At 55.9% G+C, this 24,183-nt stretch carries 24 protein-coding genes and 4 riboswitches; of the genes, 23 read left to right on the top strand and 1 reads right to left on the bottom strand.

Translation table 11 applies throughout. The features are described 5' to 3' along the window. The first annotated feature begins 210 nt into the window (after positions 1–210). Both E8D52_18415 and E8D52_18410 read left to right on the top strand, forming a co-directional pair. Positions 211–978, top strand: coding sequence for a hypothetical protein (locus tag E8D52_18415; GenBank protein TKB66325.1), 768 nt, complete (start codon positions 211–213; stop codon positions 976–978). A 271-nt stretch (positions 979–1,249) separates the two neighbouring features. Further along, the gene (locus tag E8D52_18410; GenBank protein ID TKB66324.1) at positions 1,250–1,561 is read left to right on the top strand and encodes a hypothetical protein; all 312 of its coding nucleotides are present in this window, start codon (positions 1,250–1,252) and stop codon (positions 1,559–1,561) included. 25 nt (positions 1,562–1,586) lie between these two features. On the opposite strand, the gene rpmB is transcribed toward E8D52_18410, so the two are convergent. After that, positions 1,587–1,778 carry a 50S ribosomal protein L28 gene (gene rpmB, locus E8D52_18405; GenBank protein ID TKB66323.1) on the bottom strand — a complete coding sequence of 64 codons (192 nt, stop codon included), beginning with the start codon at positions 1,776–1,778 and terminating at the stop codon, positions 1,587–1,589. 160 nt (positions 1,779–1,938) lie between these two features. Next, positions 1,939–2,201: riboswitch (cobalamin riboswitch) on the top strand. 187 nt (positions 2,202–2,388) lie between these two features. Here rpmB and E8D52_18400 point away from each other — a divergent pair. The 21 genes from E8D52_18400 (at position 2,389) to E8D52_18300 (ending at position 24,029) form a co-directional block, all read left to right on the top strand. Then, on the top strand, positions 2,389–3,288 hold the full coding sequence (locus tag E8D52_18400; protein TKB66406.1) for a cobalamin-binding protein: 900 nt from the start codon (positions 2,389–2,391) through the stop codon (positions 3,286–3,288). Continuing rightward, positions 3,269–4,420, top strand: coding sequence for an iron ABC transporter permease (locus E8D52_18395; protein TKB66322.1), 1,152 nt, complete (start codon positions 3,269–3,271; stop codon positions 4,418–4,420). Before E8D52_18400 ends, E8D52_18395 begins: the two co-directional genes overlap by 20 nt. 29 nt (positions 4,421–4,449) lie before the next feature. After that, positions 4,450–5,319 (top strand): ABC transporter ATP-binding protein, encoded by an 870-nt coding sequence (locus E8D52_18390; protein ID TKB66405.1) that lies wholly within the window; start codon positions 4,450–4,452, stop codon positions 5,317–5,319. 1 nt (position 5,320) lies between these two features. Continuing rightward, entirely contained in the window at positions 5,321–6,103 is a 783-nt protein-coding gene (locus E8D52_18385; GenBank protein ID TKB66321.1) for a carbon-nitrogen hydrolase family protein, read from the top strand. Between the two features lie 101 nt (positions 6,104–6,204). Then, positions 6,205–6,392: riboswitch (cobalamin riboswitch) on the top strand. A gap of 24 nt (positions 6,393–6,416) precedes the next feature. Beyond that, complete coding sequence (locus E8D52_18380; protein ID TKB66320.1) at positions 6,417–8,441, top strand: TonB-dependent receptor; 2,025 nt, start codon at positions 6,417–6,419, stop codon at positions 8,439–8,441. A 172-nt stretch (positions 8,442–8,613) separates the two neighbouring features. Further along, a riboswitch (cobalamin riboswitch) is annotated at positions 8,614–8,815 on the top strand. Between the two features lie 167 nt (positions 8,816–8,982). After that, positions 8,983–10,164 (top strand): ferredoxin, encoded by a 1,182-nt coding sequence (locus tag E8D52_18375; GenBank protein TKB66319.1) that lies wholly within the window; start codon positions 8,983–8,985, stop codon positions 10,162–10,164. A 13-nt stretch (positions 10,165–10,177) separates the two neighbouring features. Further along, entirely contained in the window at positions 10,178–10,552 is a 375-nt protein-coding gene (locus E8D52_18370; GenBank protein ID TKB66318.1) for a DUF3209 family protein, read from the top strand. 5 nt (positions 10,553–10,557) lie between these two features. After that, entirely contained in the window at positions 10,558–11,283 is a 726-nt protein-coding gene (locus E8D52_18365) for an FAD-dependent oxidoreductase (protein ID TKB66317.1), read from the top strand. Continuing rightward, complete coding sequence (locus E8D52_18360; protein ID TKB66316.1) at positions 11,280–11,657, top strand: hypothetical protein; 378 nt, start codon at positions 11,280–11,282, stop codon at positions 11,655–11,657. The genes E8D52_18365 and E8D52_18360 overlap by 4 nt, the downstream gene beginning before the upstream one ends. Before the next feature lie 3 nt (positions 11,658–11,660). Continuing rightward, positions 11,661–12,767 carry a cobalt-precorrin-5B (C(1))-methyltransferase gene (locus E8D52_18355; GenBank protein ID TKB66315.1) on the top strand — a complete coding sequence of 369 codons (1,107 nt, stop codon included), beginning with the start codon at positions 11,661–11,663 and terminating at the stop codon, positions 12,765–12,767. Beyond that, the gene (locus E8D52_18350) at positions 12,764–13,414 is read left to right on the top strand and encodes a precorrin-8X methylmutase (protein ID TKB66314.1); all 651 of its coding nucleotides are present in this window, start codon (positions 12,764–12,766) and stop codon (positions 13,412–13,414) included. Before E8D52_18355 ends, E8D52_18350 begins: the two co-directional genes overlap by 4 nt. Beyond that, positions 13,411–14,667, top strand: a complete 1,257-nt coding sequence (gene cbiE / locus E8D52_18345; GenBank protein TKB66313.1) for a precorrin-6y C5,15-methyltransferase (decarboxylating) subunit CbiE — start codon at positions 13,411–13,413, stop codon at positions 14,665–14,667. The genes E8D52_18350 and cbiE overlap by 4 nt, the downstream gene beginning before the upstream one ends. Beyond that, positions 14,664–15,446 (top strand): precorrin-2 C(20)-methyltransferase, encoded by a 783-nt coding sequence (cobI, locus tag E8D52_18340; GenBank protein TKB66312.1) that lies wholly within the window; start codon positions 14,664–14,666, stop codon positions 15,444–15,446. Before cbiE ends, cobI begins: the two co-directional genes overlap by 4 nt. Then, on the top strand, positions 15,443–16,582 hold the full coding sequence (locus tag E8D52_18335) for a cobalamin biosynthesis protein (GenBank protein TKB66311.1): 1,140 nt from the start codon (positions 15,443–15,445) through the stop codon (positions 16,580–16,582). Before cobI ends, E8D52_18335 begins: the two co-directional genes overlap by 4 nt. Continuing rightward, positions 16,579–17,415: a precorrin-3B C(17)-methyltransferase gene (gene cobJ, locus E8D52_18330; protein TKB66310.1), complete on the top strand. Its 837-nt coding sequence runs from the start codon at positions 16,579–16,581 to the stop codon at positions 17,413–17,415. Before E8D52_18335 ends, cobJ begins: the two co-directional genes overlap by 4 nt. After that, a complete protein-coding gene (locus tag E8D52_18325) occupies positions 17,415–17,828 on the top strand; it encodes a precorrin-3B C(17)-methyltransferase (protein ID TKB66309.1) in 414 nt (137 codons plus the stop codon). The genes cobJ and E8D52_18325 overlap by 1 nt, the downstream gene beginning before the upstream one ends. A gap of 10 nt (positions 17,829–17,838) precedes the next feature. Further along, positions 17,839–18,630, top strand: a complete 792-nt coding sequence (gene cobM, locus E8D52_18320; GenBank protein ID TKB66308.1) for a precorrin-4 C(11)-methyltransferase — start codon at positions 17,839–17,841, stop codon at positions 18,628–18,630. After that, positions 18,620–20,095, top strand: coding sequence for a uroporphyrinogen-III C-methyltransferase (gene cobA, locus E8D52_18315; GenBank protein TKB66307.1), 1,476 nt, complete (start codon positions 18,620–18,622; stop codon positions 20,093–20,095). The genes cobM and cobA overlap by 11 nt, the downstream gene beginning before the upstream one ends. Positions 20,096–20,204: 109 nt before the next feature. Then, positions 20,205–21,584, top strand: a complete 1,380-nt coding sequence (locus E8D52_18310) for a cobyrinate a,c-diamide synthase (GenBank protein ID TKB66306.1) — start codon at positions 20,205–20,207, stop codon at positions 21,582–21,584. 20 nt (positions 21,585–21,604) lie between these two features. After that, positions 21,605–23,131: a cobyric acid synthase gene (locus E8D52_18305; protein ID TKB66404.1), complete on the top strand. Its 1,527-nt coding sequence runs from the start codon at positions 21,605–21,607 to the stop codon at positions 23,129–23,131. 49 nt (positions 23,132–23,180) lie between these two features. Beyond that, on the top strand, positions 23,181–24,029 hold the full coding sequence (locus E8D52_18300) for a hypothetical protein (GenBank protein ID TKB66305.1): 849 nt from the start codon (positions 23,181–23,183) through the stop codon (positions 24,027–24,029). Positions 24,030–24,046: 17 nt separating this feature from the next. Continuing rightward, positions 24,047–24,172: riboswitch (cobalamin riboswitch) on the top strand. Positions 24,173–24,183 lie beyond the last annotated feature (11 nt).

Below are 24,183 nucleotides of genomic sequence, written 5' to 3'. Positions count from 1 at the left end.
TATGGCCCATCTTTTGACGCTCCTTCCACCACTGCTTCCCTCACAATTCTGTTGAAAATCTGGCCATCCTCCAAAATTTTGAACCAATCAATTGGTGTTCAACTCTCCTGACCCCCATCTTGAGAGGGATTGGAGCCTTCTTGTACAAACTGTTAGGAATACTTTGCCATTTTACAAATGGTCAGACCTCGCTTCATAAGGAGACCAGTTATGCATGGGAAACGGATGGCGATTGCAGTGTTTGGTCTATTATTTGTTACGTATCTTTCTGCCTGTAGCGGTGGTGGTGATACTCCAACACCATCTCCTACAGCGCTCCCTGCAGCTTCTGCCGAGGGGCTTTGGACTGGGACTACCGATACTAACCGCACGGTTAAGGCGCTTGTACTCGATGATGGCACCTATTGGCTTTTATATTATTCTGCGATTGGTACCCCCTCAAGCGTTCTAGGGTTTATCCAGGGAGACAGTAATTCACAAAATGGTGTCTTTTCCTCTTCAAGTGCCAAGGACTTCAATCCGGATCGTCGGGGACTGCTCAACACTGAGATTGATGGCACTTATACAACAAAACAGATTTTTGACGGCACCATTGTCTATCCTGGCGTCATTTCGAATACCTTCAAGACTCAATATAGCCATGAGTATGATTCGGCTCCAGATATCAATGCCATCGTGGGAACGTATGTAGGGCCGGTAGCTGCTAATGAAACCGTAGATGTTACAGTGTCACCAACAGGAGCAATCTCCGGTGAATCCAGGACGAGTCCCAAATGCATATTTACCGGTTCAGCCACACCGCGCGCACAGGGGAATGTCTTTGATGTGACCATCACATTTGGTCCACAAGATACGTGCAGCAACAAGAGTACCACTGTGCGGGGAGTGGCATTTTATGACGCCGGAACCAAAACACTCTATAGTGCCGCATTGAATGATGACAAAACAAACGGAGTTATCCTTATCGGCACTAAGTAGCCTTAAGGGCATGCGGAAGTACCAGCTTCAAACTCATAAAATATATTCAGCTGTTGCAGAGGATGATGGGCAGTGGAGCGATGTCTTCTCTGAGATACGCTTTCATAACGCGTTGTCCTAGGACGAATCCAATTTCCTGCTTCACCCAAATCCTTCTCTGAGTCGGCATGTTTTTAGCGGTTGTGCACATAGTTGCCGTTGGCTTGGATCTCGCCTAGGATTCTCTGTACCGTTCGGTTGCTTTTTCAATTTCATGAAAGGACCAGTCGTGATGCACAAACAGATAATTGTGCTTTGTGTCGCCGCGCTTCTTGGTGGAATCGTTGGCGGCGTGCTGAGTACTCAGTTACTTTCGCCAACGTTGGTTGGCGCGCAGAAAGCTAATGGAGTGCATGCGGAGGAGTTTTTGCTGCTGGATGCTAAAGGGAAAGCCCGAGCCGGTCTCGGGTTGGATGCGAATGGAGAAGTCGGCCTTGTACTCATGAGCAAAGACGGCCACCGCACTCTAACCCTCTCCCCTGATGATCCATCGGTCATCAAATTGGTTGAGCGCGGTGGCCGGATTCTCTGGGGGGCGCCGTAATTTGCGCGTGAAGAGGGAAGCGCCGTTAGACCGCTTTTTGGACTAATCCAGAACGCAAACAGCGCGTACAGACGCGGATACGCTTATGACTCCCATCCACCACTGCACGAACAGTTTGAAGATTAGGGTTGAACACTCGCTTGGTCTTGTTGTTCGCGTGACTCACATTGTTGCCCGATACAGGCTTCTTTTGGCAAATCTCACACATCCATGCCACGGTCGTTCTCCTTCTTGACGAAATGAACCTGATGAAAATCGCATGATACTACCACAGCTGCATGAATGGTCACAAGCATGCGTGTACGTTCATAAGCAAAAAGAGAATAGCCCCTGAGTAACGAGATGAACCTCTGCGGCTATAACTGAGCTTGACAAGTTTTGCTGCCCTCTCCTATTGTGCTGCCAGTATAGCTCCAGAGTAAGGGAAGAGGGTGTGAATCCCTCGCGGTCCCGCCGCTGTCAATGGGGACGAAACCCGGAACAGCCACTGTCTCGCACGTGAAACGTAACTCGTCAAGCGTAGTTTGTAAGAGTTTTGATTCCAGCGCTTCACGAATGATGCTTCACATGTTGGATGGGAAGGCACGGGGAGTAGGGTGAACCATGAGCCAGAAGACCTGCTCGGAGAAGTGACCGTCGTTCCCTCGAGGCTGGGGAGCAGGTGAGGATGAAGAAGCGGGTGCAATCCTCAGGGTCTATTCAGGCCTTGGGGATTTTTTCTTTTGACACGATGGCACCGATATCACCCTGTCATTCCCGTGCTCACGGTGGTGCTGTCGGTGTTTTTTGCGCTGGCAGCTGAAAGTGGGCAAGGAGAGTCTGGTGAGATGAAGCGACGACAACAGGGCATCCTGACCGGCATGCCATTCATGGCCCATGTCTCGTCACGATCATTTATAGATGATGCCGGACATCGAATCTATTTAGCCAAGCCACCGGCTCGTATCGTGTCGCTGGCTCCGAGTATTACCGAAATGCTGTTCTCGCTTGGGTTGGAGGACCAAATCGTTGGCGTCACGGAGTTTTGTGACTATCCGTCAGCAGCGAAGTCCAAAGCCAAGGTAGGGTATGCCAATCCCAGTGTGGAAGTCATTATTGCATTGAGGCCGGAATTAGTATTGGCGCCCAGGGACTTTCTTCGTCCAGACCTGCAGGTGAAGCTTGAGCAGCTCAAGATTCCGGTGTTCGTACTCGATGCGCACACCTTGGAAGATATCCCGCTTCACATTCATACGTTAGGACAGATGTTCGAGAAGGTTTCGGCGGCCAGCGCGGTGACTCAGCACATCCGGGAACATCTTGCAGCGATCAAACGCAAGGTTGAGACCTTGCCCGCCAAACGAGTTCTATACGTCCTCAATAGTCAGCCGTTGATTACCGTGGGGCCTGGAAGTTTCATCCATCAGATGATCGGTGTGGCAGGAGGGATGAACATTGCGACGCAGACGAGCAACGCCTATCCGAGGCTGAGTATGGAGACCGTGCTCAAGGAAGATCCGGAGGTGCTAATTTTCCCAAGCGGAGAAGTGGAAGCGGTGCCACGCAGCGAGCAACAGCAGTGGCGGCGATGGGACTCGCTTTCTGCCGTGAAACACCAGCGTTTCCATGAGGTCTCATCGAGTCTGTTGAATCGTCCTGGGCCTCGCGTCGTTGAGGGGTTAGAACAACTGGCTCGAGCCATCCATCCGGACGCGTTCGATTCCAGTAATGGTGCGCTTCGTCCGTGAGGATCTGTTGAAACAGCTTCCAGCCATGGTTCAGCCTGAGTCCTGCACGGAAGTCTTATCTCACAAACCTGGCCGTATGGTCTCTCAAGGTGCGATCCTCACGAACTCACGCTGGATGGCGACACTTGGAGTTCTTAGCCTCACGGCCATTGCGGTGGGCCTGATCTGTCTCCACTTCGGTGCCCAACCCATTGCGTATGGGGAGGTCTTACGAGCGTTGTTTGACACGGTCAGCTTGAAGGACAGTACTGATGAGACATCGGATATTACAAAAACCATTCTGCTGCAGGTCCGACTGCCACGCATCTTGCTGGGCTTTTTGGTGGGCTGCTCCCTGGCTTCCGTGGGAGTTGCCTTGCAGGCACTGTTACGGAATCCGTTGGCTGATCCCTATGTGCTGGGCGTCTCCAGCGGTGCCGCGCTTGGAACTGCGGTGGGAATCTTGTTCGGAGTAGGAACCACTTTTCTTGCGGAAACGGCGCTGCCCGCCTGTGGATTTGTCGGAGGCCTCGTGGCACTCGCCGTGATCTATCGAATGGCTGCTACGTATGGACAGTTACCCATCCACAGTCTGTTGTTGACCGGGGTGATTCTCAACGCCATCTTTTCCGCCTTGATTATGTTTATTACGTCGATCCTCGATCCAAATCGTTCGTACGGAATGATGGCCTGGTTGATGGGAACACTCACCGCTCCCACCTACGGTAGCTTGGTTGCACTCATCATCTACCTCTCGATCGGCCTCTTCCTGCTCTTTCGTCATATGCGCGTCCTCAACATTTTGGCGTTAGGAGAAGAGTCTGCCCGTACGCTCGGTATCGATACAGAGCAGACAAAGCGGTCTCTTTTTGTGCTGACGGCATTGGTGACGGGAGCGGTGGTGTCTGTCAGCGGAATGATCGGCTTTATTGGGATGGTCGTTCCCCATGCCGTGCGGTTGGTGATCGGTGCCGATCATCGACTACTACTTCCCGCATCAGCGCTAGTTGGAGGCACCTTCCTGATGGGTGCTGATACGGTAGCGCGGACACTGATCGCACCGACGGAGATTCCTGTCGGTATTATCACCGCTCTGGTCGGTGGGCCGTTCTTTGTCTACCTCTTGCTCTGGCGAAAGGATCGCTTGGCATGAGTGGGACGAGTCAACATCGAGCCATAGGAATGATGAGCAGTGACTCAATTCCTCTCCTAGCACAAGCTCATGCGTACGATATTCAGTCTGTTCGGTTCCGTTATCAGTCGAACGAGTCACCGGCGAGCAGATGGATTCTGGATAACATTTCCTTTCACGTGCAAGAAGGCGAGGTGCTGGGTGTGGTTGGCCCGAACGGATCCGGGAAAACCTCCTTACTGAAAGTACTGGCGCGACTGATGACTCCTCAGCAAGGCCATATCTCCCTATTCGGACAGGATCTCTCGGCGAAGGCTCAACGAGAAGTCGCCTGCGTCGTTGGAGTTGTTCCACAAGATTCACAGATGCTCTTTCCCTTTACTGTGGCTGAAAGCGTACTGATGGGTCGATTCCCCCATCAGTCTCGGGACCGGTGGATTGGTGGATTCGGATGGGAAAGTCGAGACGATCTGGCTATCGCGGAACAGGCGATGATGACGATGGACATCGTTCACTTGGCTCATCGATCGGTGACAGACCTTTCCGGTGGCGAGCGGCAGCGGACCGTGATTGCTCGAACACTTGCCCAGACTCCAAAAGTCTTGCTGCTGGACGAACCGACCGCGTTTCTGGATCTGCAACATCAGGTTGAAATCTGCTCGGTGTTGCGCCGATTGAGAGATGAGGGTGGCTTAACTGTCGTCCTTGTCTCCCATGATTTGAATCTAGTGAGTCAGTATTGCGACAGAATTCTGTTGTTGGATCATGGGCAAATTGTACGACTTGGTGGCCCAGGCGAGGTCATTGAGCCGGAGGTGTTGGAATCCGTGTACCGGTGCCGTGTGTTGGTCGATCGGCATCCGAGTTCCGGATTACCTCGGATCACGCTCCCCGGTCGCCCGTTGTCTGGTGAGAATTAAGATGAGTGTGAGGAAAGTCGCGTTGCTCCATCTTGAGACGGTTCCCGGAGCCGTGGAACAGAACCGCTACATGATCGTTGAGGCCATCAAACATGCGGCGTCGGTGGGAGCGGAGTGGATCGTGACACCGGAGCTGGCCGTCTGCGGACTACAGTTTCCACAGTTGATCGGCACCGATTGGATACAGCCGCAGCCGGACCCATGGATGCAGCAAGTCTGTCGATTAGTGAGGACGTTGAAACGGACTGTCTTTCTTTCGTGCCCCGAGCGAGATGGGTCCCGGCTCTATAACACCGTATTCGTGATTGATTCAGCAGGGGAAATCATCGGCAGACATCGTAAGATCAACGTGCTCAGCGACTCCCTGTCATGGTCGAGTCCAGGAGACGTTGCCGTGCCAATCGAATGTGGTGGCATCAAGGTGGGGGTGCTCGTCTGCGCCGATGTTTATACGCCGAATATCGCTCGGGCCATGAAGTTTGAAGGGGCGCAGATGTTTGTCTCGCCGGCATCATGGGGGCCTGGCCTACACGGTCCAAATGGGGAATGGGAGCAACGGACTCACGAAACAGGGATCCCGTTGATTGTCTGTAACCGAACCGGTGCTGAAAAGACATTGGACTTCTGGAAGGCGCCAAGCTTAGTTGTGCAGGACGGGATGCGAGTACTCACGCATACATCGGAGCGATCTGCGGTCCTCACGTTCGACTGGGATTTCGATCGCATGGTGCCGCGCTCTTCACGATACTCGATCGACTATATCCGGAATTCGCACACCGGCTGATTATGATGTTGGTGAGCCATCAAAAGGAATGGCCAAGGTAATCTGATGTGAGCAGGATAAGTATGCACCGCTCTCCTGCAGAAGCAAGTTGGTGCAGAACAATCATTCGGGAGGGATTCGTTAGGTCATACCGTCAGCAACGGGGAAGATGGTGCAACTCCATCACGGTGCCGCCACTGTAAGCGGGGAGTGACTCTGCCGGATGCCACTGTGTGCCACGGCACATGGGAAGGCGCAGAGAAGCTGTGATCCGCAAGTCAGGAGACCCAGCTGCCGGAACGATAGACACCCTTCGAGTCAAAGGGAGGTTTTCATGTCGCGGTTTTTTGTTTCTCGTGTGTTGTATGTGTGTGTCCTTGTTCTATGGACCTTCGCATGGGTCTATCCCACATCGGCTCAAGAAGTTGCGATGGCCGACCAACCGGAGCTCCACGCTCCGGATGTCGTCATCAGTGCAACCAAGACCGAAATCCCCGCCAAGCAAGTCACCAGCGCTGTGGAAGTGATTACCGGTGAAGACCTGCAGCAGCGAAAAATACGAACCGTTGCAGAAGCGCTTCGATGGGCACAGGGCCTGTCCGTCTTGCAAACTGGTGGGCTTGGCACATCAGTCGGCGTACGAATGCGTGGAGGAACGCCACAGCAGACGCTTGTCTTGATTGATGGTGCGATCGTCAATAGTGGTACGGAAGGGAGTTACGACTTTGCCCACTTGACGTCGGACAATATCGAACGGATCGAAATCTTGCGTGGGAGCCAGAGTATGCTCTGGGGGTCGGATGCCATGGGCGGTGTGATCAATATCACGACGAAACGTGGACGAGAGAAACCCAACATCTCCGGTTTTGCCGAGTATGGATCGTTTAACACATTTCGAGAAGGAGGCAGTCTCTCTGGTAAGAAAGGTCCCATTGATTTTTCAGGATCGATTACGCGTTTAGATACAACCGGCTTTTCAGCCATCAACTATCGACGTGGTGCGGCTGAGCGCGATGGATATCATAACTGGCAAGGGGCGCTTCGAGTTGGAGCTGATCTTCCTAGGGATGGTCGACTGGAGTTTAGTTTTCGATGGTTGGAAGGCATCGTGAATTTCGACGGGTTTTCGTTTAATCCGACCACCTTCGCGTCAGATCCGGCTGATGTGTTTGGTGCCGGATCAAAAAGTACCCAATATATCTACGCGGGAAACTATGCCCAACCGATTACTGCCTGGTGGTCACAAAAACTGACCCTGTCACGGGCGACTGAGAATCTTGTTAGTCATGGCGGCGTAGTGGAGCGTAACCTTGTGACTGGAACCACGGGAGCGATCGGGTTCCCGTTCAGCTCTCAAATTGGAACCACCAGTAATCGGGTTGAATGGCAGCATAACTTCCAAGTTGGCAAACCCTTATCCTTAACAGCAGGGTATCAGTTTCGAGAACAGCGGGGCGATAATCGCGATCTTCTTACAAGCACGACAGCCTTTGAGAATAAATCCGTCAGTAGCCATGCGGGGTTTGGAGAGGCGCAGTTGAATCTCTGGGATCGCGTCTTCGGAACGGCAGGTATTCGTCAGGATGAGTACAACGCATTTGGAAGCGCCACGACCTACCGCGTCACAGGAGGGTATCTCCATCGGGAAACTGGTACGAAGCTACGAGGTAGCTATGCGACGGGATTTCGAGCTCCGACGATCAATGAACTGTTTTTCCCAGGATTTGGCAATCCGAATCTTCAGCCAGAGAAAAGCCAAGCCTTGGACGCTGCGATTGAACAGACGTTGCCGGGTGATCGAGGCACCATTAGTGTCGGGTACTTTTGGACCCGCTCCCGCAATCTGATTGTGTCAGCCTTCGATCCTGCTGTCTGTACGGAACCCGGATCGTTTGGGTTCTGTGCGAAGAATGTCGGCTTGGCTCGAGCGGACGGCGTGGAGGTCAGCACCAAGCTGAAACTGTACCGCGACGGGCCATGGGTGAAGAACCTGGATCTGCAGATCAATTATACGTATGCAGCCACGCGGGATTTCGTCAATGGTCCTGACGCCCGCCTTCCGAGGTGGCCACTCCACCAGATTTCGACCGTCATCAGTTATCAGCCTATCGACAGTCTACGGGCCAATCTGGAAGGACGCTATGTTGGCGAACGATTCGGTAACATAGGAAATAGTTTTGCGACTTCCCCATTTGTCGTGTGGAATCTGTCGGCGAGCTATGACGTGACGAAGTCTATACAAGCCTATCTCCGTTTGGACAACATATTCAATGAAAAGTACGAAGAGATATTATTCTTCGGTACTCCGATCCGTTCAATGTTCGGAGGAGTACGGATCAATTATGATCTGCCGCTCTAGAGTTACATGAAAGATGATCGTGCTCCATCTTAGTGAGACTATACGTATTTCAACACGCTAGGTTCTTGAGAACAACGCCGATTTCTTTCGATGGTAGAAGTAGAGGTTGTCTTCTGTGGCGTTAATTTAGAGATTGACAGAGTAGGTACGCTACGGTATGTAGCGCATAACGTAACTGAATAGCCTCTCGGATGCCCGAAAGGGCATAACAGGGAAGTCCGGTGAAAAACCGGCGCGGTCCCGCCACTGTAAGTGGGAAGCGACCCCGATGTACGCCACTCAACGAACTCGTTGGGGAAGGCCAGGGGACGCGGTGAAGGTCCAACCTTCTGAACCCATGAGCCAGGAGACCTATCCGAGGTGCTACATAACTGTTTCTCCGCGTGGTAACGGAGGAGCTCTCCTGCCTAATTTGGCACGTGACCTCTTGTTCCACGCATGGGAACGGAGGTTTTTTTATGCCCTCGGCGTTATGGGATCAGCGGGCGACTGATTCCAGCGATAGTGTCCTCTTCACATCACATAACTCGAGAGGACCGGCATGAGTACGGGATTGCTCATTGTCGGACACGGAAGCCGCGATCCCAGTGCAAATGGGGAGTTCGAATCGGTCGTCGCGACCTATCGTGCGACTCATCCCGATCTTCACGTGGTGCACGGCTATGTGGAGCTGGCCAGTCCGTCGTTAGCCACCGCTCTTCGTGAATTGGCTCATCGAGTCGATTCCGTGGTTGTGCTGCCCCTGTTCCTTTTTGCGGCAGGACATGTCAAGAACGATATTCCTCTTGCGCTCTCCCAGGCACGGGAGAATTTCCCTACTGTCCGGTTTACCGTCACCAACGCTCTGGGCGTTCATCCCAATCTTATCGACCTGGCCTTCCTACGTGCACGAACGGCACTGGAAGGTGCCGCTGAGGCTGCGAACACTGCGGTTGTGGTTGTGGGCCGTGGCGCAAGCGACCCTGATGCGAACGGTGACTTCTGTAAAGTCGTTCGTCTCCTTGCCGAAGGGCGTGAATTCGGGTGGGTCCTGCCCTGCTTCATCGGCATTGTGAGACCACGGTTGGAAGAGACGGTCGAGCTGATTGCGCGTGCGCGTCCCAAACGGATTGTGGTCATTCCATACTTGCTCTTTGGCGGACGGTTGATTGCGAAGATTCGTGAGCAGGTGGATTCATTTCAAGCTCGTTATCCTTGGATCAAGACCGAGCTGATGCCACATCTTGGGAGTCATGAGCACTTGTTCAGTGTGATGGACGAGCGTCTCTCACAGGCAATGGAGGGAGCACGTCCGCTCCCCTGTGACACCTGCCAATATCGTGTGCCGGTGTCCGCCGTGACGAAGCAGGTGGGCGGCCTTACGGCGCTACTCTGGAGTCTGCGACATGGGTTCACTCATACGCAGGCCATGCCACATGTGCATGCGCATCGGCCGCTGAGTAAGCATGTGTTGATCTGTGGAAACGCCGACTGCGCTGACGCGGGAAGCATTACGTTGATTGCAACATTACGTCGCCTGTTGAAGGCAACCGGCCGCGAGAATGAGATTCGAGTGACGAAGACCTCCTGTATGGGCCGGTGTGGAGAGGGCCCTACGGTCGCGGTGTATCCGGATGGCGTGTGGTATCGCGGTGTGAAAGAGGCGGATGCGAAAGAATTGGTCGAGGAGCATCTACTCAGTGATCGGCTCGTCAGTCGCCTGGTTGACAACATCATGCAGTAACGGAGGATTCACAATGGCCTGTCATGAAATCGCAGGGCTTCGGCTGGGCTTGATGGAAGTATTAGGGATAAAGAACGAAGCTGAGCGGCAGCATGAACTGGCTGAACTCGGTGCCGGGGCCGATCAGCCAGGCCCGATTCGCTCCATGTGTGTGGCGAAAGATCTGGCATCGCTCAAACAGTATTATGAAAGTGCTGTTGCCGCACTTGAGCAACGTGTGTCGGCAACGCGCGCTGATGACCCCAAGCTTCCGTACCTACGCACGCTCGTGGTCCTCACGAAAAAGGTCGATCTCGATCTGGCCCATCAGATCGGGAGCCTGACACAGTTCTATCGTGACCTTGATGAAATGCATGATTTTGTCCACGAGATCTATCCGGCGGAGTAGCGGCGATGGCTGTTGCGAAGACTGCCCAAGTGATGAACACCAAGAGGCTGGGGTCCGATACCCTGCTGCTCGATCTGCGGGCAACCGAACCGTTGGGATTTGTCGGCGGACAGTACCTGATCCTCGATAGTCGAATGGTCTTGTCGAGCGGCAAGGCTGTCAAGCGAGCCTACTCGCTCCTGACCAGTGATGCGGAGCAACGTCGCTTCCAGCTTGCGGTGAAACGCATTCCCGATGGACTGGGATCCGCCTTTGTACATGGGCTTACAGCAGGAACAGATATTTCGTTCAGTGGACCCTGGGGGAAGTTTGTTCCGAGAGAGGAGGCCTCTGGGAGGACGTTGATTCTGGCAACGGATACAGGGATTACCGCCGCACTGGGGCTTGTGCGTGCCGCTCGCTTTGCGCCGCTACTTTCTCAAACCGTACTCATCTGGCTACGCGACTCGGCGGAGTATTTTCTTCCGGATGACTTTGTGAGGAAGCAGGTTTCCTCAGCCTGCGGCGAGGTGAGCATTGAAATCATTCCCACCGTCGGCCATCCGGAACGGGTTCCTCATGCCCGAGCCATTCTGCGCCGGGTTCTCTTGCACGGCAATCCTGTGCAGGCCTTTCTGGCGGGCGATGGCGCTGTGAACCAGATGTTGTTCGAGGATCTGGTCATTGCCGGAGTAGCTGTGGAAAAGGACCAGGTCGAATCGTTTTTCAATATGCCGAAGAAATCCACATGACCGGAAGGGAGCAGATTCTCTCAGCACTGGAAGCAGCGCTTGCATACGGGGATACGAGCGTCATTGTTCGTTCGTCTGGCGCGATTGCCGAAGTCCATGGTCTCGTCACTCTGCGGCAGGGGGCCGAGTGGGTCACGCTTGGCGAAGAAGGGAAGACCCATGTACATCTCAAGATCGAAGAGGGGAGCAAGCTGATTTACCGGCACGAAGACGAGGCCAATGCGGCGCTTGAGCTGGTAGGACCAGGTGGAGCTCTGTTCTGCCGTGTGACGTTTAGAGGCACGAACCAGGCGCGAACTGAGAACTATAGCCCTGACCGTGCAACACAGATCTGTGAACGATTTGGATCTCTGGCGGAGTGTGCGGGGACATGACCGATGGACAAGAGCGCACCGCCAAAAAATCGAAAGGGCCTGCGCACTGGGTTTACCACAGGCGCCTGCGCGGCTGCGGCCGCCAAGGCCGCCACTCGTTGTCTCGTGAAGGGTGTCGTGTTGGCTGAGATTGAAACGACATTGCCGAATCGGTCGCGTGTCACCTTCCCGCTTGCACGCTGCGAGCGCGTGAACGAGCGCGCAATCTGCAGCGTCATGAAGGATGCTGGCGACGATCCCGATTGTACACATGGTGCCGAACTGATTGCAGAGGTCGAGGTCCGTACCAATCCCGGTATCGAGATCAGAGGAGGCTCTGGTGTGGCCAGAGTCACCAAAGCCGGGCTGGGACTGAAGATTGATGGGCCTGCGATCAACCCAGTCCCAAGTCGAAACATTACAGAGATGGTCGAAGAAGAACTCGTCGGGAGTCCCTATGCCGGCGCCGTCGTCACGATCACAGTGCCGGATGGCGAGGAGATGGCGAAGAAGACGACCAACGCCCGTCTTGGACTCTTGGGCGGTATCTCTATCCTCGGCACGACTGGCATCGTGAGGCCCTATTCCACGGCGGCCTTCAAAGCGAGCGTGATGCAGGAGATCGATGTCGCAGCGGTTGGGGGTTTGTGCGAACTGGCACTCACGACCGGCGGCAAGTCAGAACAATATGCGATGGCCCTCTATCCGCAATTGCCAGAGCAGGCCTTCATTCAGGTCGGCGACTTCATCGGTGTCGGCGTGAAGCAGTGTGCGAAGCGAGGGGTGACGAGAGCCATCATCGTCGGGATGATGGGGAAACTCTCAAAGATGGCCAATGGCAAGATGCAGACGCATGCCGCCGGATCGGAAGTGGATATGGAGTTTCTGGCGTCGCTGGCAGCCGAGCTCTCCGCGCCTGACGAATTAGTGGCGGCCATCCGTCAGGCCAATACCGCCCGGCATGTATTGGAATTGTGCCGTGAGGCTGGTCTCGTCGGCATCACGTCGCTGATTTGCAAAAAAGTGGCTGAACAGTGTCAGCGCCATGCCGGTGAACGGTTGATTGTGGAGGCCAGTCTTGTCGACTTCGGCGGGGCCTTGCTCGGTCGTTACACGGAGGGTCACACATGAATGATATGAGACAGATGACGGCACTCGGACGGAGCATTGAGGATGGAAGCTTCGCCATCATCGACCAGGAGGCAGGTCCGCACGAGTTCAGCTCGGGCGAATGGGAAGTGGTGCGCCGAGTGATTCATGCCACGGCGGACTTCGAGTTTAAGACGCTCATGCGGTTCCACCCTGAGGCAGTGCGAGCCGGTGTGATGGCACTTACAGGAGGCTGTCCGCTTCTGGTCGATGTGAAGATGATTTCTGCCGGTCTGAACGAGGAGCGACTCTCTTCTTACGGGTGCAAGGTTCATTCGTTCATTTCGGACGACGATGTCATCCTCACGGCTAAGGCCAATAATTCGACACGCGCGATTGAAGCCATGAAAAAAGCGCATCGCCTGAATGTCCTCGATGGCGCAGTGGTGGCCATCGGCAATGCCCCGACCGCATTGCTGGAGGTGGCTCGCTTGATTCGCGAGGAGAGAGCGAAGCCGGCTCTCATCATTGGCGTCCCAGTTGGATTCGTGTCGGCGGCTGAGTCGAAAGAGGTCACATTGGAACTCTCGACTCCCTCTATCGTGGCCCGTGGCCGCAAGGGGGGCAGTCCTATTGCGGTCGCGATCATTCATGCGTTGCTACTCCTCTCGGCAAAGGCACAGGCATGAGTCTTCGGCGCGCCATTACCTTGGTCGGGATTGGGGATGACGGCTGTGCGAGTCTGACGAGCCGTGCAGTGAACGCGGTGATGAAGGCGGGGGTACTCGTAGGTGGCGATCGCCATCTTGAGTTCTTTCCGCAATTTCAGGGCGAGAGGATCGTCTTCAAGGGTGGTGTGTCGTCGGTGCTCGATCGGGTGGCGGAACTGGCAGAGGAGCGGAATGTCTGTGTGGTGGCGTCCGGCGATCCCTTATTTTTTGGCATCGGCAGTCTGGTGATCGCACGGCTGGGCGCCGAGCATGTCGAGGTGCTGCCTCAGCCCAGTTCGATGCAATGGGCCTTTGCTCGAGCCGGCTTGAAGTGGGATGACGCCGCGTTTGTCTCCTTGCATGGCCGCTCATCCGAGGGATTTCTCACCAAGCTCAAGAGGCAAACCAAGGTGGCGATCTTCACCGATGACAAGAACTCCCCATCGGTCTTAGCCCAGCGCATGGTCGAGCATGGAGAGACGGCCTGGGAGGCGTGGGTCTGTGAAAGTCTTGGTGGGCCAGATGAACGGGTGCGGCGATTCGACGTGAAAGATCTGGCCCTCTGCCAGGACATCGGACCACTCAACGTGCTCGTACTTGTCCGTTCCGATTCGTCTTGGCGAATGCCCTGTACTATTCCGTTTCTTCACGAAGATCAGTTCGCGAAGCGGATGCCGAAGAAAGGTCTCATTACAAAACGCGAAGTGCGGCTCTTGTCGTTGGCTGCGATGGGGATCAGGCCGGACAGTGTGGTCTGGGACATCGGGGCCGGTTCTGGTTCTGTGGCAATTGAGGCGGCTTTGCTCGCACCCAAGGGGGTGGTCTATGCGATCGAGGTCGATCCTGAAGGTGTCCAGATCTGCCGCGAGAATCTCTTGACCCATGCGGTCGACAATGTGCGGGTCATCGCCGGTCGAGCACCGGAGGCGCTGACCGGTCTGGAGGCACCAGATGCGGTCTTCATCGGCGGCAGCAAAGGGAGTATGGAGGAGATCATTGATGTCGTCATGGAGTGCCTGCAACCAGGCGGACGTCTCGTCGTCAATGCCATTACCTTGGAGAATGTCGCGGAGACGTATCAAACATTTCGCAAGCGGGGATTGGTGCCGGATGTCACCTTGCTCCAAGTGTCGCGTGCTGAACCATTGGCCCATTATTTGCGGTACGAATCTCTGAATCCTATTCAAATTTTTGCAGTCGAGAAACCCAGCCAGGCAGGAGTGGCCTCATGAATTATGGAACGTTATATGGAGTCGGCGTCGGTCCAGGCGCACCGGACCTGATTACGCTGCGCGCGCTGAACGTGTTGAAACAGGCGCAGGTCCTCGCGCTCCCTCGCAGCTCCGATTACGGAGAGTCGATGGCCTGGAAGATTCTCAAGCCGACGTTGGGTGAAGTTCCAAGACAAGAACGCATCTTTTTGACGTTTCCGATGAACAAGGATCCTGAGCGCCTTCGACCGGCGTGGGATGTCGCCTTTACCGCCATCGGGGAACGCCTGGAGAGGGGTTTGTCGGTGGCGTTTGCAACAGAAGGGGATCCCTCGCTCTTTAGTACGTTCATCTATCTACGTCGAGAAGCCCCACTGCGCTGGCCTGGGATCCGTATCGAAGTCGTCCCAGGCGTCTCCTCGATCATGGCTGTGCCTTCTGTGACCGGCATTCCCCTGGCGGACGGACAGGAGCGAATCGCCATTTTGCCTGCTAGTTATGGAGTAGAAGATCTGAGCCAGGTTCTGGAGATGTTCGACACAGTCGTCTTGATGAAGATGGGCACCGAGATTCCCAAGGTGGTCCAGGCACTGGAGCAGCAGGGGCTCGTCGACCGAGCGGTCTACGTGTCGAAAGCCACCATGGCTGAGGAACGGATTGTGCGGGATATTCGCACGATCCAGACCGAGCGGGGCGATTGTTTCGCAATGATTATCGTGTCGCGTAAGGAACGGAATGGTCTGTTGGCAGGCCTCGTGCCTGCGACCTCAAGATTGGCCATGAGAGAGACAGGGGCATGATCGTTGAGCATAAACCATTTGCCGTTTATGCCATCACGAAGCATGGGATCGCAATTGCCTCCCGTTTAGTGCCGCAGTTGTCCGACGCGGACCTCTTCGTGTCGGAGAAGCTGATCGCCTCGGCACCGGCCGGTGCGCGACGCTTGCCGCTTCCGATGGGCCCAACCTTACTCGAGACGTTTACGACCTACGAGTGTCATATTTTTATCATTAGTATTGGAGCGGTCATTCGCATGATTGCGCCTCTTTTGAAGAGTAAGAAGGTTGATCCAGCGGTGGTCTGTATCGATGATGCGGCCCGGTTCTCAATCTGTGTGCTCTCCGGTCACGTGGGCCGCGGGAATAGCTTCACTGATCGGATTGCGGTCGCGTTAGGCGCGCAGTCGATTGTGACGACTGCGTCTGATGCGATCGGGACCCTGACCGTGGATATCCTAGGACGCGATCTGGGCTGGACGCTCGATGACATGGATCGCAATGTGACGAGAGGTTGTGCTGCGGTGGTGAATGCGACCAAGGTGCTGTTTGTGCAAGAGACGGGAGAGCCGGATTGGTGGCCTGCTGGGAAGCCCTTGCCGGAAGGGGTTCAGTACGCGACATCGTTGGAGGGCGTGGACCCGCAGGGGTTCGAGATCCTCTTAATTGCCACGGATCGAGAAATCAGTGAGTCTCATCCGGCCCATTGGAAGAACGCTGTCATCTATCATCCGAAGAGTCTCGTGCTCGGGATCGGTTGTGACAGGGGCACGGCTCCCGATTTGGTAGATCGGGGAGTCCTGGCTATTTTGGCGAAGCAGGGCCTTTCCCCCAAGTCGGTCAAGGAACTGGCGACCATCGATATGAAGAAGGACGAGGTTGCCTTGCTGGTCTTGAGCGAGAAATATGGCTGGCCTTTGCGCACCTATTCGCCGGAGCAACTGGACGTGGTGCCGGGCATTCAAAATCCATCCGACAAGGTGAAACAGCATGTCGGTTCGCGCGGAGTGTCGGAGCCGGCTGCATTGCTTGCGGCAGGGGCGGATGAGCTCCTCGTGCCCAAACAGATTTATACGGAACCAGGAGCGGGACGATCAATGACTCTGGCTGTGGCGCGGCGGGCCTTCACAAAACGGCAGGTGGAGGTGGTGAGCCTATGAACGATTCAAAAGGAATTCTCTACGTGGTAGGCATCGGGCCAGGTGCGCAAGACCATGCGACTCCTGCCGCCTTGAAAGCCATCGCCGAGTCACAGCTCGTGGTCGGCTATACCACCTATATCAAGCTCGTCCGTCATCTTCTTGAAGGAAAAGAGATCGTCAAGACCGGAATGACAGAGGAAATCGGTCGTGCACGGGCCGCCATTGAACGGGCAAGAGACGGTGCAACGGTGTCGTTAATCTCCTCCGGGGACGCGGGGGTCTATGGGATGGCGGGTTTGGTCTTTCAGGTTCTAAAAGAAATGGGCTGGAAAAAGGGTGACTCGCCGGAGTTGCGGCTCGTTCCAGGGATGACTGCGCTCAACTCTTGCGCGTCCCTGGTCGGTGCGCCGTTGGTCCACGATTCCTGTTCGATCTCGCTGTCGGATCTGCTGACCCCCTGGTCTGTCATTGAGAAGCGGATCGAGGCGGCGGCCAGTGCGGATTTTGTGATTGGTCTCTATAACCCGGCCAGCGGTCGGCGCACGAGACAGATTGTGGATGCTCAGGCGATTATTCGGCGTCACCGCGAGGGAAACACGCCGGTAGCCCTCGTGAAGAGCGCGTATCGCGATATGGAACAGGTCGTTCTGACCAATCTGGATACCTTTCTAGATTACGAGATCGGGATGTTGACTACTGTCATCATCGGGTCGAGCAATACCTTCATGTTCGAAGGCTACATGGTCACGCCGCGCGGCTATACCAATAAGTACCGTTTCGACGGGGCAGTCCTCCCCGGTCAAAGGCCGGGGTTCTCACTGGTTGTGCCTCCTGTCTCGGAGATGGACTGATGGCGCTGGTTGGGCGGTTAGCCGGAGCCATCTTAGCTGAGACTGGAGGACAGTTCTTTCTGGTGGGCAATCCCAAGGAGCCGTGTGATTTCGTTGCGGTGGGGTTCGAGTGTCCTGGCGTGATTAACGCTATGGAGCGGCCCTTTATTAGACTCTCGCCTCTTCGCCTGGTTCAGATACCACACCCGTACCTGACGATGACTGTCGAGGGAGAAGGCCTGGCTCGATTACTGGTCGATCGCTTCGTGATTCAGCGGAATGGCTCAGTGAGCGATCGTCTCTGGCGGCTAGTGACCGACCCCAAACAGGAGGATCGCGCTGTATCGGGTGGCACAATCGATGCGCAGTGGCTGGGAGAGATCCCGGCAGAGATTTGGCACATTGTGCGAGAGACCGTGTTGAAGTGTACGTAAAGGAGTCCTGATGCGTGTCTATATTATCGGGGCAGGTCCGGGTGATCCAAAACTCCTCACGCTGCGCGGAGCGGAGTTGATCGCCTCCTGTCCCGTGGTGCTCTACACAGGCTCGCTAGTCCCCAAAGAAATCATTGCCCATGCCAGGCCCGACGCCACGGTGATGGACTCATCAGGGATGACGCTCGAACAGATTGTCGAGGTGATCGTGGCAGCCCGCGATGCGGACCAGGATGTGGCGCGAGTCCATACCGGCGATCCGATGATCTTTGGGTCCACCGCGGAACAGATGCGCCGGCTGATGGAGCTGGGGATTGGCTATGAGATTGTTCCCGGTGTCTCGTCCTTCACTGCGGCAGCGGCAGCGTTGGGCCGTGAACTGACCCTCCCAGAATTATCTCAGACAGTGATCCTGACCAGGGCAGAGGGACGGACTTCAATGCCAGCTGGGGAAAAACTGGAAGACCTCGCAAAGCATCACGCGACCTTGGCCTTGTTCCTGAGCATCACCCTGCTCAAGGATGTTGTCCGTGATCTGACTCCGTCCTATGGAGCCGATTGTCCTGTGGCCATCGTCCATAAAGCCTCCTGGCCCGATCAGGTGATCGTGACCGGGACTCTGGCGGATATCGCCGACAAGGCCAAGGCGGCCAAGCTCAACTCGACTTCGATGGTGTTGGTGGGGCGTGTGCTGACGGCAACCGAGTTCACGAATTCGCGGTTGTACGATCCGGAGTTTACCCACCGGTTCAGGAAGGGTGAACCTGCCGCGAAGAAACCAGGAAATCCGCGTGTCGACTGAGCCAACAATCCGAAAAGGCATGGTCTATCTGGTCGGGGCAGGACCAGGCGATCCTGGGCTGCTCACAGTCCGAGCTCTCGAATTGCTGCGCGCTGCTGACGTGGTGGCCTACGACAAACTGGTCTCTCCGGCCATCCTTTCACTGGTTAGACCAGAAACAGAGTTACTACCGGTTGGACGACGCCATGGTACGGGAGTGACCTCCTATCGACTCCATCCTGAGGTACTGGCTCGCGCCAAAGCAGGGCGTACGGTGGTGCGCTTGAAGGCAGGCGATCCATTCATTTTTGGAAGAGGTGGGGAAGAGGCAGAGGAACTGGCAGAAGCCGGCATCCCCTGTACGATCGTCCCTGGTGTGTCAGCCGCGCTCGGTGCAGCGGCCTATGCCGGTATCCCGTTGACGCATCGACTCCATGCCTCCGATGTGACCTTCATGAGTGGCCATGATGTCGAAGGCAATCGGGACAGTTTCACCGACTGGTCCAAGGCTGCCTCTGGCAGAGGTACGTTGGTCTTGTTTATGGCAGCGAGAAAGCTATCCGCAAGTCTTCAGCGTCTGATTCAAGCAGGCCGCTCCGCCGACACACCTGCAGCCTATATCGCGTCGGCCACCACGCCACATCAACAGGTCATTGTTGGTACGTTGTCGTCTCTCGCGGACAAGACACAACATGTCGACCTGACGATTCCCGCGCTCGTCGTCGTGGGTGAGGTGGTCGCGCTGCGCGAGCGGATCGCTTGGTTTGAACGAAGTCCGTTGGCTGGTCGGCGGCTGCTGGTTGCGCGTGCGCGTCCAGGCCGGTCTCCACTGGCCGCAGACCTTCGTATGCTCGGAGCCGAGGTATTGGAAATGCCCGAGGTCGAGGTGACACCCTTCGAGGGACGCGCTCCCATCGAAGCGACCCTTGCGCGTCTTCAGGAATTCAACGGCATTGTCTTTGGATGTGCCACCGGTGTCGACACGGTGGTCTCGCACGCACCCACATTCAACGTGCCGGTGATCGCAGTGGGAATGGCGGCTACGCAGGCCCTGTCCCGACATGGCATTCCTGTCACGCGTGCTGTGCGTGGTGCCTGTCAAGAGGCGCTCGTCGAGCATGGGATGTTTTTTCAGAAGGGACAATTCCTTTTGGTGACGGCAGAAGGCGGTCGGCCGAACTTGCAGCACGAACTCATGAAGATCGGTGCAGCAGTCGAAACGATGGCTGTCTACCGTTATGTTCACCGGATGCCCACTGCATCGTTGCCGCCGATCGATCTCGTGGTGCTGCCCAGCTCCTCTGCGGCTCGCACTGTCCTGTCAGGTGATTTCGGTCAGGCTTTGCGAGGGGTGGCGATGGCGGCGATAGGGCCACAGACCGAAGCCGCGGCGCGTCAATGTGGGGCTCAGTCTGTGGTGCGGGCTGAGGAAGACAGCGTGGCATCATTAGTATCTCTTGTTGTGTCGATGGTGAGGAGATTGTGACGAATCATGATGTTCCTGGGTCTTCGCACTGCGACGATGTTCCTTCGTCAAGCCCGAATTGAATGTGAGATCCATTGGTAGGTCTGTTCTCGACTCATCAGGACATGGAATGCTGAAGATCCCACGACTTGTTATTGCGGGAACGTCTAGTAATGTTGGCAAGACGACAGTCATGGTTGGTCTTGCTCGGGCATTGCGTGCAAGGGGACTGCGCGTGGCTGTCTTCAAATGTGGTCCGGACTACCTCGACCCGACCTATCACGTTCGTGCAGCCGATGCGCCATGTCACAATCTTGATGGATGGATGATGGGGCGTGATGCGGTTCTCTCGACGTTCACACGCGCAACGCACGGGGCTGATATCGCACTCCTCGAAGGGGTGATGGGTCTCTTTGATGGCGCATCACCGACGAGCGACGAAGGGTCAACCGCTGAGATCGCGAAGTGGCTCCAGGCACCGGTGCTGCTTGTCTGCGACACAGGAGGTATGGCCCGCAGTGTTGCGGCATTGGCCCGAGGGTTTTCAACTTTTGATGGAGATCTTCAGGTTGCGGGACTGATCTGCAATCGAGTTGGCAGCCGTGGACATCTGGATTTACTCCGCAAAGCGACGGAGGGTTCGCCTCCCGTTATGGGTGGGCTTCCCAAGGAATCCTCCTTGGCTTTTGCAGATCGGCATCTGGGGCTGCATAGCGCCGATCGAGCAACGGTGTCGGAAGATGTCTTCGTCGCCTGGGGCGATCGGGTGACCGAGTGGTGCGATATCGATTCCATCATAGCACTGGCTCATGCCGCGCCGGCTCTCCCAGAAATTCAAACGATGGAACGAATTGTTACGGAAGGAGCACGGTGCCGAATTGGCCTCGCCTTTGACGAAGCCTTTCACTTCTATTACGACGATAACCTCCGCCGTCTTGAGAGTCTTGGCGCGGAGCTTGTTCGATTCTCTCCTATTCATGACGCGCATGTGCCCAATGTGGATGGTCTCTATTTCGGGGGCGGGTACCCGGAAATCCATGCCGAACGTCTGTCTCGGAACCAGAGCATGCGCACAGACGTGGCATCGTTTGCGGAGATGCAAGGACCTATCTATGGCGAATGTGGCGGTCTCATGTATTTATCCAGCGGCATTCGAACGCTCGATCGCACGCTGTATCCGATGGTGGGGCTCATTCCTGGTGAAGCAGAGATGAAAGATCGCCTGCAGGCGCTGGGATATGTCGAGGTCGAGACGAAGGAGAACACGCTGCTTGGTCCAGCAGGTCTGCGATTTCGCGGCCATCAATTTCGCTATTCAGACTTTCACCTTTCGCCGGACGTCGAGCGCACCTACAACGTGTGTCGTCGACGTGGCGGGGAGCCCTTTGGGGAGGGCTATCGCCGTGGCAATACGCTGGGTTCCTATATCCATGCCCATTGGGCTTCAAATCCTCTCCTGGTTCAGGGGTTCGTGCACGCGTGTGCCACGCATGCGAGGAGAGTTCGGTGAAAGGTCTTGCACCCACGATCATGGTTCAGGGGACCACCTCTTCGGCTGGGAAAAGTCTCCTGGTCACAGCCCTCTGTCGATTCTTCCGCCGTGAGGGGCTCAGGGTCGCTCCATTCAAGTCGCAGAACATGGCGCTCAACTCAGCGGTCACAGCCGACGGTCTGGAGATCGGTCGGGCGCAAGCCGTACAGGCCGAGGCCTCAGGGATCGTGGCCACTGTCGATATGAATCCGATCCTTCTGAAGCCAGAAGGTGATCGGCGAAGCCAGGTGGTGGTGCTCGGCAAATTGATCGGCAGCATGACAGCCACCGAGTATCACGAGTACAAGCCCCGTCTGTCAGACGTGATCGCAGATTCACTCACGCGACTCCGCACCGACTATGACCTGGTCGTGATCGAAGGGGCAGGGAGTCCCGCCGAGATCAATTTGAAGTCTCGCGACATCGTGAATATGCACGTGGCCAAGTTGGCGGATGCGCCAGTGCTGCTCGTGGGGGATATCGATCGCGGCGGGGTATTTGCGGCATTTGTCGGAACAATGGAACTGCTCGATCCAGATGAACGAGCCAGAATTGCGGCGTTTGTCGTCAATAAGTTCCGCGGAGATCAGGCGCTGCTTGCGCCGGGGCTCGATTTTCTCACCGCACGCACTGGCAAACCCGTGTTGGGCGTCCTGCCGTTTATTCAAGACCTTCGTATTGCTGATGAAGATTCCGTCTCACTTGAAGACCGCATGGCTCGTCCCAAACCATCGCGGAAGGAACTCGATATCGTGGTGGTGCGGTTGCCACGCATTTCCAACTACGACGATGTTGAAGCTCTGGAACACGAGCCAGGCGTCGTTGTTCGATTCGTCGAGCAGCCCGACACGATACAAGAGGCAGATCTGGTGATCCTGCCAGGGTCAAAGAATACTGCGTCTGATCTTTCGTGGCTTCGCACATCTGGTATCGCGAACGCGATCGAGGCCCGCGCTCGTGAAGGGAAACCGATCGTTGGGATTTGCGGCGGGTGTCAAATGCTTGGGGAGAGCATCAGTGATCCTCATAGGGTCGAATCGATGGAAGCCCACGTACGTGGGTTGGGGCTGCTGGCCCTGCGGACGCACTTCGAACGCGAAAAGGTGACGGCACAAGTTCGTGCTCACGTGGCACAGCCCTCGTTTCTCACCAATGGAACGGTGGTCGAAGAAGAGATTCAGGGATATGAAATCCATATGGGCATGGTGGAGCTGAGGAACGAACGGACGAGCATGTTTGACATACGGTTGCGAAATGGCCGTGTGGAGCGGCGCGGGGATGGAGCCCTCAGCGACGACGGGATGGTGGTGGGCACCATGTTGCACGGCCTGTTTGAGAATGAGGTGATCAGGGACCGGACTCTTTCGTTTCTGCGTACCCGTAAAGGTCTCCCCACAGGTACCACGATTCCGCGCATCCCCACGAAGCAGGCTGAGTATGACCGGCTAGAAGCCGCGGTGCGTGAGCATCTCGATTGCGAAATGCTCAGGCGTCTCACGGGCCTCTCTCCAGTTTCTCCCATGTGAACCATGCAGCATGACTTTCCTTTGAGATGGACAATTGCCAACGAGTCCTATGTATCCAGCTGACGGTACTCTCTGGCCCTTACTCGGTCTCGCCTGCGCATTGGGGTTAAGCCATGGGGCTGATCCAGACCACCTCACCGCCATCGACGGCATGACGAGGGCGTCGGTGGATCGACATCCGCGGATGAGCCGGTGGGTAGGCACATGGTTCGCGTTTGGGCATGCGTTGTCAGTGTTATTGATTGCGACAGCGATCGCGCTGGCGGCCGACTATCTGCAATCTTTTAGTACCTCTGTGTTGCACGTCAGCGGAGTCTTGTCGGCCGGCCTCTTATTTCTTATTGGGTCGTTGAATGTGGCGCGACTGGTCACGCTGCCGACTGGATCAGCGGCGCTGAGCCACGGCGTCATCGGCCATTTGTTGCCCAGGCGATTCCTCAATATCACACATCCGATGAGCGCGGTGCCGATTGGTGCCTTGTTCGGTCTGGGGTTTGAGACTGCCAGCCAAATGTCGGCCTGGGCTCTTGCTGGCACGATGGGCTATGGCCTGTTCGGCGCACTGCTGATCGGAGTGGCCTTCAGCCTGGGAATGGTCGTCACGGACTCGATCAATGGACTGATCGTCAGGCGGATGTATCTGGCCGCCACTACGATGGCCATCCAGGGCAATCGCATGATGACGCTGACCGTTGTGGGGTTGGCCTACGTCGTCGGGATCATCAAGCTGCTCCAGCCGACATCGTTTGCGTTGCCGATCAGCGATCTGGGTCTCACGATGATGGTGCTAGGCGCGGTGTTGCTGGCATTTATAACCGCACTGGTGAAGGCAAAGTGCCTGGTGGCGGAACCGAAGGGAGGTCTGACATCACAGAACATTTCTAACCCCATGAAGTGATAGCGCCCATGTACCCCAAGGGAAGCGCGGTGAAAGTCCGCCACTGGTCCGCAACTGTAATCGGGGACGAACTCTGCACGCAGCCACTGTCCGCACGGATGGGAAGGCGCAGAGCGTAGAGCGATCCGAAAGTCAGGAGACCTGGGTACGGGAA

The organism is Nitrospira sp., assembly GCA_005116745.1.
Classification (GTDB): domain Bacteria; phylum Nitrospirota; class Nitrospiria; order Nitrospirales; family Nitrospiraceae; genus Nitrospira_D.
Note: the sequence above shows the minus strand (reverse complement) of the source record. Positions and strands in the feature narration are given on the sequence as shown.

Excerpts from the sequence above, each read along its gene's own strand:
- cobI (TKB66312.1), top strand. The coding sequence starts at position 14,664 with ATGAATTATGGAACGTTATATGGAGTCGGCGTCGGTCCAGGCGCACCG.
- E8D52_18305 (TKB66404.1), top strand. The coding sequence starts at position 21,605 with ATGGTTCAGGGGACCACCTCTTCGGCTGGGAAAAGTCTCCTGGTCACA.
- E8D52_18335 (TKB66311.1), top strand. The coding sequence starts at position 15,443 with ATGATCGTTGAGCATAAACCATTTGCCGTTTATGCCATCACGAAGCAT.
- E8D52_18300 (TKB66305.1), top strand. The coding sequence starts at position 23,181 with ATGTATCCAGCTGACGGTACTCTCTGGCCCTTACTCGGTCTCGCCTGC.
- E8D52_18395 (TKB66322.1), top strand. The coding sequence starts at position 3,269 with ATGGTGCGCTTCGTCCGTGAGGATCTGTTGAAACAGCTTCCAGCCATG.
- E8D52_18415 (TKB66325.1), top strand. The coding sequence starts at position 211 with ATGCATGGGAAACGGATGGCGATTGCAGTGTTTGGTCTATTATTTGTT.
- E8D52_18355 (TKB66315.1), top strand. The coding sequence starts at position 11,661 with ATGGACAAGAGCGCACCGCCAAAAAATCGAAAGGGCCTGCGCACTGGG.
- E8D52_18360 (TKB66316.1), top strand. The coding sequence starts at position 11,280 with ATGACCGGAAGGGAGCAGATTCTCTCAGCACTGGAAGCAGCGCTTGCA.
- E8D52_18350 (TKB66314.1), top strand. The coding sequence starts at position 12,764 with ATGAATGATATGAGACAGATGACGGCACTCGGACGGAGCATTGAGGAT.
- E8D52_18370 (TKB66318.1), top strand. The coding sequence starts at position 10,178 with ATGGCCTGTCATGAAATCGCAGGGCTTCGGCTGGGCTTGATGGAAGTA.
- E8D52_18410 (TKB66324.1), top strand. The coding sequence starts at position 1,250 with ATGCACAAACAGATAATTGTGCTTTGTGTCGCCGCGCTTCTTGGTGGA.
- cobM (TKB66308.1), top strand. The coding sequence starts at position 17,839 with ATGCGTGTCTATATTATCGGGGCAGGTCCGGGTGATCCAAAACTCCTC.
- E8D52_18325 (TKB66309.1), top strand. The coding sequence starts at position 17,415 with ATGGCGCTGGTTGGGCGGTTAGCCGGAGCCATCTTAGCTGAGACTGGA.
- E8D52_18310 (TKB66306.1), top strand. The coding sequence starts at position 20,205 with ATGCTGAAGATCCCACGACTTGTTATTGCGGGAACGTCTAGTAATGTT.
- E8D52_18400 (TKB66406.1), top strand. The coding sequence starts at position 2,389 with ATGAAGCGACGACAACAGGGCATCCTGACCGGCATGCCATTCATGGCC.
- E8D52_18380 (TKB66320.1), top strand. The coding sequence starts at position 6,417 with ATGTCGCGGTTTTTTGTTTCTCGTGTGTTGTATGTGTGTGTCCTTGTT.
- E8D52_18365 (TKB66317.1), top strand. The coding sequence starts at position 10,558 with ATGGCTGTTGCGAAGACTGCCCAAGTGATGAACACCAAGAGGCTGGGG.
- E8D52_18385 (TKB66321.1), top strand. The coding sequence starts at position 5,321 with ATGAGTGTGAGGAAAGTCGCGTTGCTCCATCTTGAGACGGTTCCCGGA.
- cobJ (TKB66310.1), top strand. The coding sequence starts at position 16,579 with ATGAACGATTCAAAAGGAATTCTCTACGTGGTAGGCATCGGGCCAGGT.
- cbiE (TKB66313.1), top strand. The coding sequence starts at position 13,411 with ATGAGTCTTCGGCGCGCCATTACCTTGGTCGGGATTGGGGATGACGGC.
- E8D52_18375 (TKB66319.1), top strand. The coding sequence starts at position 8,983 with ATGAGTACGGGATTGCTCATTGTCGGACACGGAAGCCGCGATCCCAGT.
- E8D52_18390 (TKB66405.1), top strand. The coding sequence starts at position 4,450 with ATGATGAGCAGTGACTCAATTCCTCTCCTAGCACAAGCTCATGCGTAC.